The 11,435-nt window shown below is 64.4% G+C and carries 9 protein-coding genes; 8 read left to right on the top strand and 1 reads right to left on the bottom strand.

Translation table 11 applies throughout. The annotated features are described in order from the left end of the window. Positions 1 to 39: 39 nt before the first annotated feature. Positions 40 to 918: a LysR family transcriptional regulator gene (locus tag CAF78_RS10325; RefSeq protein WP_085675609.1), complete on the bottom strand. Its 879-nt coding sequence runs from the start codon at positions 916 to 918 to the stop codon at positions 40 to 42. 131 nt (positions 919 to 1,049) lie between these two features. On the opposite strand from CAF78_RS10325, the gene leuC reads away from it, so the two are divergent. The 8 genes from leuC to truA all read left to right on the top strand — a co-directional run bounded on the left by leuC (position 1,050) and on the right by truA (position 11,430). After that, positions 1,050 to 2,483 (top strand): 3-isopropylmalate dehydratase large subunit, encoded by a 1,434-nt coding sequence (gene leuC / locus CAF78_RS10320; protein WP_085675566.1) that lies wholly within the window; start codon positions 1,050 to 1,052, stop codon positions 2,481 to 2,483. After that, positions 2,480 to 3,124: a 3-isopropylmalate dehydratase small subunit gene (leuD, locus tag CAF78_RS10315; RefSeq protein WP_027919154.1), complete on the top strand. Its 645-nt coding sequence runs from the start codon at positions 2,480 to 2,482 to the stop codon at positions 3,122 to 3,124. Before leuC ends, leuD begins: the two co-directional genes overlap by 4 nt. A 147-nt stretch (positions 3,125 to 3,271) precedes the next feature. Then, complete coding sequence (locus CAF78_RS10310; protein ID WP_085675567.1) at positions 3,272 to 4,036, top strand: class I SAM-dependent methyltransferase; 765 nt, start codon at positions 3,272 to 3,274, stop codon at positions 4,034 to 4,036. Between the two features lie 54 nt (positions 4,037 to 4,090). Then, positions 4,091 to 5,173 (top strand): 3-isopropylmalate dehydrogenase, encoded by a 1,083-nt coding sequence (gene leuB, locus CAF78_RS10305; protein ID WP_085675568.1) that lies wholly within the window; start codon positions 4,091 to 4,093, stop codon positions 5,171 to 5,173. Positions 5,174 to 5,236: 63 nt separating this feature from the next. Continuing rightward, positions 5,237 to 6,349, top strand: coding sequence for an aspartate-semialdehyde dehydrogenase (gene asd, locus CAF78_RS10300; protein WP_085675569.1), 1,113 nt, complete (start codon positions 5,237 to 5,239; stop codon positions 6,347 to 6,349). A 223-nt stretch (positions 6,350 to 6,572) separates the two neighbouring features. Beyond that, the gene (locus tag CAF78_RS10295; protein ID WP_085675570.1) at positions 6,573 to 7,577 is read left to right on the top strand and encodes an aspartate-semialdehyde dehydrogenase; all 1,005 of its coding nucleotides are present in this window, start codon (positions 6,573 to 6,575) and stop codon (positions 7,575 to 7,577) included. Between the two features lie 72 nt (positions 7,578 to 7,649). Then, positions 7,650 to 10,367 (top strand): FimV/HubP family polar landmark protein, encoded by a 2,718-nt coding sequence (locus tag CAF78_RS10290; RefSeq protein ID WP_085675571.1) that lies wholly within the window; start codon positions 7,650 to 7,652, stop codon positions 10,365 to 10,367. Between the two features lie 208 nt (positions 10,368 to 10,575). After that, complete coding sequence (gene truA / locus CAF78_RS10285; RefSeq protein ID WP_085675572.1) at positions 10,576 to 11,430, top strand: tRNA pseudouridine(38-40) synthase TruA; 855 nt, start codon at positions 10,576 to 10,578, stop codon at positions 11,428 to 11,430. Positions 11,431 to 11,435 lie beyond the last annotated feature (5 nt).

Raw genomic sequence — 11,435 nt, 5'->3', positions numbered from 1 at the left:
GACGCGTCCATGAGTTGGAAATGCCGAGCTGACGACCGGTCAGGCGGACCCTGCGTGGCTGTCGAGCAGGGCCATGAAGGCCCGTGCAGCGTTCGATAGCGTGCGCTCCGTGTGCAGAATGTAGCCTAGCTGGCGCGACAGCTGTATGCCGGGCAAGGCGATGGGTGCAACCTGATCATCCAGCATAGTCCGGGGGAGCACGCTCCAGGCCAGGCCGATCGACACCATCATCTTGATGGTCTCCAGGTAGTTGGTGCTCATGGCGATGTTCGGTGTCAGGCCCTGGCTTTCGAACAGGCGCTGGACAATGTGGTGGGTGAACGTGTTGCCGCCGGGGAACACCGCCGGGTGGCGGGCGACGTCGGCCAGGCTGACCGCGCGGTTGCTGGCCAGCGGGTGCTCGGGCGCCGCCACGAAATCCAGGGCGTCGTCCCACACCGGAACGGCCCTGACCAGGTGGTGAGGCTCGGGGGCGAGGGTAATGACGGCGATTTCAGCACGGCCATGGAGAATTTCATCGTAGGCCTGTTCCGAATCCATGAACTGAATATCCAGCGCCACGGCAGGGTGCTGACGGGTGAAGGCCCGCAACAGCGGCGGCAGGCGGTGCAGGCCGATGTGGTGGCTGGTGGCCAGGGTCAGGCGACCGCTCACCTCGCCGTTGAGGTTGGTCAGCGCCCGTCGAGTATCATCGAGGACATTGAGGATCTGGTAGGCGCGTGGCAGCAGGGCGCGGCCCGCTTCGGTCAGGGTGACCTCGCGGCCCAGGCGGTCGAACAGGCGCACATCCAGTTGCTGCTCCAGCCCGGCGATGCGTTTGCTGATGGCCGGCTGGGTCAGGAACAGGCGTTCGCCGGCGCCGGAAAAGCTGCCGGTTTCGGCAATGGCGATGAAGGCACTCAGGTTGGCCAGGTCCACGGCGTCGAATTCCTGTTGGTTATCCAAAGCATAAAAATTATGAATTTGAGTTATTCAATCTAACCCCATAGCATCGTCCGTACAAGCCAAGGGGTCTTTGGCATAGAAAGACGCTGATGAGGAACAGTCTGATGGCTGGCAAAACGCTCTACGACAAACTCTGGGAAGCCCATGAGGTCAAGCGCCGTGATGACGGCTCGTCCTTGATCTACATCGACCGCCATATCATTCACGAAGTGACGTCGCCCCAGGCCTTCGAAGGCCTGCGCCTGGCCAATCGCAAGCCATGGCGCATCGATGCCAACATCGCCACCCCGGACCACAACGTGCCGACCACGCCAGAGCGCAAGGGCGGCATCGAAGCCATCGTCGACCAAGTGTCGCGCCTGCAGGTGCAGACCCTCGATGAGAACTGTGACGAATACGGCATCGTCGAATTCAAGATGAACGACGAGCGCCAGGGCATCGTCCACGTCATCAGCCCGGAGCAGGGTGCCACCTTGCCGGGCATGACCGTGGTCTGCGGCGACTCGCACACTTCCACCCACGGCGCTTTCGGTGCCTTGGCCCATGGCATCGGCACGTCCGAGGTGGAGCACGTGCTCGCCACCCAATGCCTGGTCGCCAAGAAGATGAAAAACATGCTGGTGCGGGTTGAAGGCCAGTTGCCGGCCGGCGTCACCGCCAAGGACATCGTGCTGGCCGTGATCGGCAAGATCGGCACCGCCGGTGGTAACGGCCACGCCATGGAATTCGCCGGCAGCGCCATCCGCGAATTGTCGATGGAAGGCCGCATGACCATCTGCAACATGTCGATCGAAGCCGGTGCCCGTGTGGGCCTGGTGGCGACCGACGCCACCACCGTTGCCTACGTTGAAGGCCGCCCCTATGCGCCGAAGGGCGAGGACTGGAAGCGTGCCGTCGAAGCGTGGAAGGACCTGGTTTCCGATGACGATGCGGTGTTCGACACCGTGGTCGAGCTCGATGCCGCGCAAATCAAGCCGCAAGTCAGCTGGGGTACTTCGCCGGAGATGGTGCTGGCCGTGGATCAGCGCGTGCCGGACCCGGCCGCCGAGCCCGACCTGATCAAGCGTGGCTCGATCGAGCGTGCCCTGAAGTACATGGGCCTCGCCGCCAACCAGGCGATCACCGACATCAAGCTCGACCGCGTATTCATCGGTTCGTGCACCAACTCGCGCATCGAAGACCTGCGCGCTGCCGCCGCAATCGCCAAGGGCCGCAAGGTCGCCGCGACGGTCAAGCAGGCGCTGGTGGTGCCGGGCTCGGGCCTGGTCAAGGCCCAGGCCGAGCGTGAAGGCCTGGACAAGATCTTCCTCGAGGCGGGCTTCGAATGGCGTGAACCTGGCTGCTCGATGTGTCTGGCGATGAACCCGGACCGCCTGGAAAGCGGCGAGCACTGCGCGTCCACCTCCAACCGCAACTTCGAGGGCCGCCAGGGCGCCGGTGGCCGTACCCACCTGGTCAGCCCGGCCATGGCCGCCGCTGCCGCGGTGACCGGCCACTTCATCGATGTCCGCGAGTTGATCCAAGGGAGCGCAGCATGAAAGCCTTTACCCAGCACACCGGTCTCGTCGCGCCGTTGGATCGTGCCAACGTCGACACCGACCAGATCATCCCCAAGCAGTTCCTCAAGTCGATCAAGCGCACCGGCTTCGGCCCCAACCTGTTCGATGAGTGGCGTTACCTGGATGTCGGCCAGCCGTACCAGGACAACAGCAAGCGCCCGCTGAACCAGGAATTCGTGCTCAACCACGCACGTTACCAAGGTGCCAGCGTGCTGCTGGCGCGGGAGAACTTCGGCTGCGGTTCGAGCCGTGAGCACGCGCCATGGGCGCTGGACGAATACGGCTTCCGCAGCGTGATCGCCCCGAGCTTTGCCGACATCTTCTTCAACAACAGCTTCAAGAACGGCTTGCTGCCGATCATCCTCAGCGACGAGGAAGTCGACGAGCTGTTCAAACAGGTCGAAGCCAACCCGGGCTACCAGCTGACCATCGACCTGCAGGCGCAGGCGGTGACCCGCCCGGATGGCAAGGTGCTGCACTTCGAGATCGATGCGTTCCGCAAGCACTGCCTGCTCAATGGCCTGGACGACATCGGCCTGACCTTGCAGGACAGCGATGCGATCAAGGCATTCGAAGGCAAGCACCGCGCCAGCCAGCCATGGCTGTTCCGGGATGCCTGAAATAGGTAGGTGACAGTACCGGCCTCTTCGCGGGCAAGCCCGCTCCCACAGGGATATCACAAACCCCGGGCAAGTGTTGTACCTGTGGGAGCGGGCTTGCCCGCGAAAGGGCCAGAACAGGCAACAAAAAACTTAAAGGATTTAGCCATGACCAGCACCACCCACACCGATGTGGTTCAACGCCAGTTTGGCGAGCAGGCCAGCGCCTACCTCAGCAGTGCCGTGCACGCCCAGGGCAGCGAATTCGCCCTGCTGCAAGCCGCACTGGCGGGGCAGGGCGATGCCCGCGTGCTGGACCTGGGCTGCGGTGCCGGTCATGTCAGTTTTCACGTCGCGCCGCTGGTTGCCGAGGTGGTCGCCTACGACCTCTCGCAATCGATGCTCGACGTGGTCGCCAGCGCCGCCCGCGAGCGCGGCCTGGGCAATATCACTACCGAATGCGGTGCCGCCGAACGCCTGCCGTTCGCCGACGCTTCGTTCGATTTCGTCTTCAGCCGCTACTCGGCGCACCACTGGAGCGACCTCGGCGTGGCCCTGCGCGAAGTGCGCCGGGTGCTCAAGCCGGGTGGCGTGGCAGCGTTCATCGACGTGATGTCGCCAGGCAGCCCGCTGCTCGACACTTACCTGCAAACCGTCGAAGTGTTGCGCGACACCAGCCACGTGCGCGACTACTCCGCCGCCGAATGGCAGCGCCAGGTCAGCGAAGCCGGCCTGCACGTGCGCAGCCACACGCGCCAGCCCTTGCGCCTGGAGTTTGCCAGCTGGGTCGAGCGCATGCGCACCCCGGAGCCGATGCGCGTTGCCATCCGCCAATTGCAGCAAGCCATGGGCGAAGAAGTACGGCAGTATTACCAGATCGAGGCCGATGGCTCGTTCAGCACCGACGTGCTGGTGTTGTGGGCCGAGCGTTAAGCACTTTTCGGTGGGGCCCGTTTGGCCGCACCGCGTGAATGGATAGAGGAAAGCATGAGCAAGCAGATTCTGATTCTCCCAGGTGATGGCATTGGCCCGGAAATCATGGCCGAGGCGGTCAAGGTGCTGGAGCTGGCCAACGACAAGTTCCAGCTCGGCTTCAGCCTTGAGCACGACGTGATCGGTGGCGCCGCCATCGACAAGCACGGCGTGCCGCTGGCCGACGAAACCCTGGAGCGCGCCCGCAAGGCCGATGCTGTGCTGCTGGGCGCCGTGGGCGGCCCGAAGTGGGACAAGATCGAGCGTGACATCCGCCCGGAGCGCGGCCTGCTGAAAATCCGTTCGCAGCTGGGCCTGTTCGCCAACCTGCGCCCGGCCATCCTCTACCCGCAACTGGCCGATGCGTCCTCGCTGAAGCCGGAAGTCGTTTCGGGCCTGGATATCCTCATCGTCCGTGAGCTGACCGGCGGCATCTACTTCGGTGCCCCGCGTGGCCAGCGCGAGCTGGAAGGTGGCGAGCGCCAGGCCTACGACACCCTGCCGTACAGCGAAAGCGAAGTGCGCCGCATCGCCCGTGTCGGCTTCGACATGGCCCGCGTGCGTGGCAAGAAGCTGTGCTCGGTGGACAAGGCCAACGTCCTGGCTTCCAGCCAGCTGTGGCGTGAAGTGGTCGAAGAGGTGGCCAAGGACTACCCGGACGTCGAATTGAGCCACATGTACGTCGACAACGCCGCCATGCAGCTGGTCCGCGCGCCGAAACAGTTCGACGTGGTAGTGACCGACAACATGTTCGGTGACATCCTGTCGGATGAAGCTTCCATGCTGACCGGTTCCATCGGCATGCTGCCTTCGGCATCCCTGGACGCCAACAACAAGGGCATGTACGAGCCTTGCCACGGTTCGGCGCCAGACATCGCCGGGCAGGGCATCGCCAACCCGCTGGCGACCATCCTGTCGGTGTCGATGATGCTGCGTTACAGCTTCAACCAGCAGGCAGCGGCCGAGGCGATCGAGAAGGCGGTCAGCATCGTGCTGGACCAGGGCCTGCGTACCGGTGACATCTGGTCGGCCGGCTGCGACAAAGTAGGCACGCAGGAAATGGGCGACGCAGTAGTCGCAGCGCTGCGGAATCTGTAATCTCTCTGGCCCGCCACCAAAAACTCGAGGTGGCGGCCCACTTTTAGCAAAGGTGTAGTTGCGATGAAACGTGTAGGTCTGATCGGTTGGCGCGGTATGGTCGGTTCCGTGCTCATGCAGCGGATGCTGGAGGAGCAGGATTTCGACCTTATCGAGCCGGTGTTCTTCACCACCTCCAACGTGGGTGGCCAGGGCCCGAACGTGGGCAAGGATATTGCTCCGCTCAAGGACGCTTATTCGATTGAAGAACTCAAGACCCTCGACGTGATCCTGACCTGCCAGGGCGGCGACTACACCAACGAGGTGTTCCCCAAGCTGCGTGAAGCCGGCTGGCAGGGTTACTGGATCGATGCCGCTTCGTCGCTGCGCATGCAGGACGACGCGGTCATCGTGCTCGACCCGGTCAACCGCAAGGTCATCGACCAGCAGCTCGATGCCGGTACCAAGAACTACATCGGCGGCAACTGCACCGTCAGCCTGATGCTGATGGGCCTGGGCGGCCTGTTCGAGGCCGGGCTGGTCGAGTGGATGAGCGCCATGACCTACCAGGCGGCCTCCGGTGCTGGCGCGCAGAACATGCGCGAGCTGATCAAGCAGATGGGCGCTACCCACGCGGCCGTCGCCGATGACCTGGCCAACCCGGCCAGCGCCATCCTCGACATCGACCGCAAGGTGGCCGAAACCATGCGTGGCGAAGGCTTCCCCACCGAGAACTTCGGCGTGCCACTGGCTGGCAGCCTGATCCCGTGGATCGACAAGGAGCTGCCGAACGGGCAGAGCCGTGAAGAGTGGAAGGCCCAGGCCGAGACCAACAAGATCCTCGGCCGCTTCAAGAGCCCGATCCCGGTCGACGGTATCTGCGTGCGCATCGGCGCCATGCGTTGCCACAGCCAGGCACTGACCATCAAGCTGAACAAGGATGTGCCACTGGCCGACATCGAAGGCATGATCAGTCAGCACAACCCGTGGGTGAAACTGGTGCCGAACCAGCGCGAGATCAGCATGCAAGAGCTGACTCCGACCAAGGTGACCGGTACCCTGAACATTCCGGTTGGCCGCCTGCGCAAGCTGAACATGGGTTCCCAGTACCTGGGCGCGTTCACCGTGGGTGACCAGCTGCTGTGGGGCGCCGCCGAGCCGCTGCGCCGCATGCTGCGGATCCTGCTGGAGCGTTGATCGTTCCTGCTGCACCGAAAACCCGCGCTGGTGACAGTGCGGGTTTTTTTATGCATGTGCCGGCCTCTTCGCGGGCAAGCCCGCTCCCACAGGGAAATCACAGATTCAGAAGATAGCGCTGCACCTGTGGGAGCAGGCTTGCCCGCGAAGAGGCCAGCACAGACAAAAGCCTACAATCCAAGTAAAGTGCCGCCCCCCGCCGTTTCAGCAAAAGGACCCCTCCATGACCACTCCCCTGGACATCGCCATCGTCGGCGCCACCGGCAGCGTCGGTGAAACCCTCGTACAGATCCTCGAAGAGCTGGCGTTCCCGGTCGGCACCCTGCACCTGCTGGCCAGCATGGAATCGGCGGGCAGCAGCGTGATGTTCGCCGGCAAGAAGATCAAGGTGCGCGAGGTCGACAGTTTCGACTTCGCCCAGGTCAAGCTGGCCTTCTTCGCCGCCAGCCCGGCCGTCAGTTGCAGCTTTGCCAGCAAGGCAGTGCAGGCCGGTTGCACGGTCATCGACCTTTCCGGCGGCCTGGAGGATGCCCTGGCCGTGGTGCCGGAGGCCAATGGCGACAGCATTGGCGCCCTGAAGCTACCTGCGCGCATCACCAGTCCCAGCTGCGCAGCCGTTGCCTTGGCGGTTGCCCTGGCACCGCTCAAAAGCCAACTGGACATCGAGCGGGTGCAGGTCATGGCCGCCCTGGCGGTATCCGCGCAAGGCCGCGAAGCGGTCAACGAACTGGCCCGGCAAACCGCCGAGCTGCTCAACGCCCGGCCGCTGGAACCGCGCTTTTTCGATCGGCAGGTGGCGTTCAACCTGCTGGCCCAGGTCGGTACCGTCGACGAGCAGGGCCACAGCGCCGTCGAGCGCCGCCTTGTGGGCGAGCTGCGCGTGCTGTTGGGCCTGCCGGAACTGAAGATTTCCGTAAGCTGCATTCAAGTCCCGGTGTTTTTCGGCGATAGCTTCAGTGTGGCGGTGCAGAGCCGTCGCCCAGTCGATCTGGCGCAGGTCAACCAGGCACTGGAAGGCGCCGAAAGCGTCGAGCTGGTGGAAAACGATGATTATCCGACCCCGGTCGGTGACGCAGTCGGCCAAGACGTGGTCTATGTTGGTCGTGTACGCCATGGAATCGACGAAAACCAGCAGCTCAACCTCTGGTTGACCACCGACAATGTGCGCAAGGGCGCTGCGCTGAACGCCGTGCAAGTGGCGCAATTGTTGATTAAACACATGGCGTAAAAGATACTGGCGAGCACTTTTGTCCCGCGCCGCACGCAGGTTTTTGGGACGATTCATACAAGGGAAGAGGTCATGCTTCGAATTCGCAAACTGGTTCTGGCCATGGCGGCAGCGTCTGCGCTGACGTCGGGCATGGCGAATGCCCTGGGGTTGGGTGAGCTGACATTGAAGTCGGCGCAGAACCAGCCCCTGGATGCCGAGATCGAACTGCTCGACGTGCGCGACCTCACCGCAGCCGAAGTGGCGCCGAGCCTGGCGCCACCGGAAGAGTTCAGCAAGGCCGGTGTGGAGTTTCCGAGCTACCTCGAAGACCTGACCTTCACCCCGGTGATCAACCCCAACGGCAAGAGCGTGCTGCGGGTCACCTCCAGCCAGCCGCTGCCCGGCACGGTGGTCAAGTTCCTGGTCCAGGTGATGTGGCCCCAAGGCCGCCTGTTGCGTGACTACAGTGTGCTGCTCGACCAGGCCAAGGCCCAGGGCCAGCAGCCCGCGGCAGCCAATGTCAACCCGGCCACCAGCAGCGCAGGCAGCTACACCACCAAGCGCCGCGACACCCTGTGGCAGATCGCTGCCCGCAATACCCAGGGCGGTGGCTCGGTGCAACAGACCATGATCGCCATCCAGGCGCTCAACCCGGATGCCTTCATCGGCAACAACATCAACCAGCTCAAGGTTGGCCAGGTCCTGCGCCTGCCCGACCAGCAGCAGATCCAGAGCATCCCCCAGGGCGAAGCCAATCGTGAAGTGGCCGAGCAGTACGCCGCCTGGCGTGAAGGCCGGCGCCTGGGGCCGCGTGCGCGACAGCTGGATGCCACCCGCCGCGGCGCCGCCGACGCAGCGCCCGAGCGTATTGCCCAGGGCGATAACCTGCGCCTGGTCAGCCCCGGCAACCAGGCCGGCGGTAACAGTGCCAAGGCCATCAACGACAAGCTGGCCGTCGCCCAGGAAAGCCTGGACACCAGCCGTCGTGACAACGACGAACTGAAGAGCCGGGTAGCGGACCTGCAGAGCCAGATGGACAAGCTGCAGAAGCTGATCCAGCTCAAGAACGACCAGTTGGCGCGCCTGGAGGCCCAAGGGGCGGCACCTGAAGCGCCGCCTGCGGCCACCTTGCCGGGCGAGCCGGCACCTGCACAGCCCCCGGCAGCCGATGCTGCGCCGGCCGAACCTGTGGTCGCGCCAGCACCGGCAGCGGTCGACACGGCGCCTGCCGAGGCGCCCGCTGACCAGGCGGTGGCTGCACAGCAGCAGCCGAGTGCCCTGGACGATATGCTAGGTAATCCAGTGGTATTGGGCCTGATCGCCGGGTCCGCGTTCCTGGTGCTGCTGCTTTTGCTGTTGCTGCTGGCGCGCAAGCGCAAGGCCCAGCAAGAGGCGGAAAAACACCTGCGCATGGCCCGCGCGCTGGCCGAGGAGGGTGAGCGTAACCCGGACCTCGACCTGCCGCCGAACAGCTTCGATGAGCTGGAAGTGTCCGCGCCGAGTGTGACCCTTTCGCCTGCTGTGGTGGCTGCCTCGGCCGCCGCCGCTGTGGCTGCGGAAAAGTCGGCTGCACCTGCGGCGCCGATTGCCGAGCCCGAGCCGCTACAGGACCCGAATGCCGAATTGCTGGCCGAAGTCGACTTGAGCCTGTCGCGTGGCCGCCTGAATCACGCGGCCGACCTGCTGGAAACGGCAGTGGCGGCGCAGCCTGAAAATGACACCCTGCGCCTCAAGCTGATGGACGTCTATGCCCGTCAGGGCGACCACAGCGCCTTCGTCGAGCAGGAGCGCAAGTTGCCTGGCAACGAAGCGAACACGGCCCAGGTCAACAGCCTCAAGGAGCGCTACCCGGCCATGCTGGGTCTCGCGGCCGTTGGCGCGGGGGCTGCGGCGCTGGCCGCCGAAATGGACGAGCAGTATGTGCAGGCGTTGCTCCAGGATCAGCCGCAAGAACACGCTGTAGCTGAAGCAGAGTCAGAACCAGAGCCGCAGTCACTCGTCGAGCCAGCTCCGGCACTTGACTCCGAGCCAGAACTCGAAGCTGCCGCCGAGGCCTTCACCGAGACGTCGGTGCTCGATGACAACGACCTGGACAGCGCCTTCGACCTGAGCCTGGGTGATGATCTGCCGGTGGAAGATCAACTCGAGCCACCGATGCTGGATGAAGCGCCGCCGGTCGAAGCCCAGGCAGCAGTCGAACCGGCTGCCGCCGAGCCGCAAACCGATGCCGATGCCGATTTCGAAACCCTGCTGGCCCAGGCTCAGGCCGAGCCGCAGAGCATCGACGACCTGGCTGATTTCGACCTGGCCGATTTCGACCTGGACAGTGGCCAGACGGCTGCCCCGGCCGCCCCGGTTGTGGCGGAAGAAGAGCCAGTGGATGTCGCGGCCGAACTGGCAGCCTTCGACGCCATCCCGGAATTCGACCCGATTTCCGAGCTGGAGCTGCCGGAAGACTTCGACCTCTCGCTGTCGCTGGATGATGACTCGCCGGCGGCCAAGAGCTTTGCTTCGGAACTGAACGACGTCAACGCCGAGCTCGACAAGCTGTCGCAGAGCCTGGAGTCGCCATCGCTGGAGCCGCACTTCACCGCCGAAGACGCCGCCGCCGAGCCCGAGCCGCTGGACGACCTCGACTTCGACTTCTTCTCCGGTGCCGACGAAGTCGCGACCAAGCTCGACCTGGCACGCGCCTACATCGACATGGGCGACCACCAGGGCGCCCGCGACATCCTCGACGAAGTGGTCAAGGATGGCGATGACGGCCAGCGCCAGGAAGCCGAAGAAATGCTCTCGCGGCTGGTCTGAAAGCTGCAGCTGAAGTCGGTCCTTGTGGGAGCAGCAGTCATGCTCAACACTTGAAAGCTTGCACGGCCCTTGTGGGAGCGGGCTTGCCCGCGAACACGGGCGAAGCCCGTGCCGTCCAGCGAGGTGCCTGCTTCGCGGGCAAGCCCGCTGCCACAGCCGTTATCGTTATAATCCCCGCCATTTCGTACCACCCACAGGTTTCACGCTCTTGGACATCATCGATACCGCCGCCACCGAATCGGCCGCCGAAGGCTTCACCCGCATTGCCCTGGGTGTGGAATACAAAGGCTCGCGCTACCGCGGCTGGCAGCGCCAGGCCAGCGGCGTGCCCAGCGTCCAGCAGGCCCTCGAGCAGGCGCTGTCGAAGGTGGCCGACGAGCCGATCAGCGTCATCTGCGCCGGGCGTACCGATGCCGGCGTGCACGGCTGCGGGCAGATCGTGCATTTCGACACCCGCGCCGTGCGTGACGAGCGCGCCTGGACCCTGGGCACCAATTTCAACCTGCCCCACGACATCAGTGTGGTCTGGTCACGGCCGATGCCGGCCGACTTCCATGCGCGCTTCAAGGCCTGTGCCCGGCGCTATCGCTACGTGATCTACAACGACCCGATCCGCCCCGCGCACATGGCCGAGGAAGTGACCTGGAACCACCGCCCGCTGGATGTCGAGCGCATGGCCCAGGCCGCCCAATACCTGCTCGGCACCCATGACTTCAGTGCCTTCCGCGCCAGCCAGTGCCAGGCCAAGTCGCCGATCAAGCACATCCACCATCTGCGCGTGACCCGCCACGGCCAGATGATCGTGCTGGACGTGCGCGCTACCGCCTTCCTGCACCACATGGTGCGCAATATCGCCGGGGTGCTGATGACCATCGGTGCCGGCGAGCGCCCGGTCGAGTGGGCCCGTGAAGTGCTGGAGGGGCGCAACCGTCGCGAAGGCGGGGTGACCGCGCATCCTTATGGCTTGTACCTGGTGCAGGTGGAGTACCCGGACGAGTTCCAGCTGCCGCAGCGTTACATCGGCCCACACTTTTTGACCGGTTACGAGGCGCTGGCCGACTGACGCGT

The organism is Pseudomonas sp. R28(2017) (assembly GCF_002112505.1).
GTDB lineage: Bacteria > Pseudomonadota > Gammaproteobacteria > Pseudomonadales > Pseudomonadaceae > Aquipseudomonas.
The sequence above is the reverse complement of the archived record's forward strand: the minus strand, read 5'-3'. Positions and strand labels throughout refer to the sequence as shown.

What these genes read in the sequence shown, in the direction of transcription:
- leuC (WP_085675566.1), top strand. Translation starts at nt 1,050, where the DNA reads ATGGCTGGCAAAACGCTCTACGACAAACTCTGGGAAGCCCATGAGGTC.
- leuD (WP_027919154.1), top strand. Translation starts at nt 2,480, where the DNA reads ATGAAAGCCTTTACCCAGCACACCGGTCTCGTCGCGCCGTTGGATCGT.
- CAF78_RS10310 (WP_085675567.1), top strand. Translation starts at nt 3,272, where the DNA reads ATGACCAGCACCACCCACACCGATGTGGTTCAACGCCAGTTTGGCGAG.
- leuB (WP_085675568.1), top strand. Translation starts at nt 4,091, where the DNA reads ATGAGCAAGCAGATTCTGATTCTCCCAGGTGATGGCATTGGCCCGGAA.
- asd (WP_085675569.1), top strand. Translation starts at nt 5,237, where the DNA reads ATGAAACGTGTAGGTCTGATCGGTTGGCGCGGTATGGTCGGTTCCGTG.
- CAF78_RS10295 (WP_085675570.1), top strand. Translation starts at nt 6,573, where the DNA reads ATGACCACTCCCCTGGACATCGCCATCGTCGGCGCCACCGGCAGCGTC.
- CAF78_RS10290 (WP_085675571.1), top strand. Translation starts at nt 7,650, where the DNA reads ATGCTTCGAATTCGCAAACTGGTTCTGGCCATGGCGGCAGCGTCTGCG.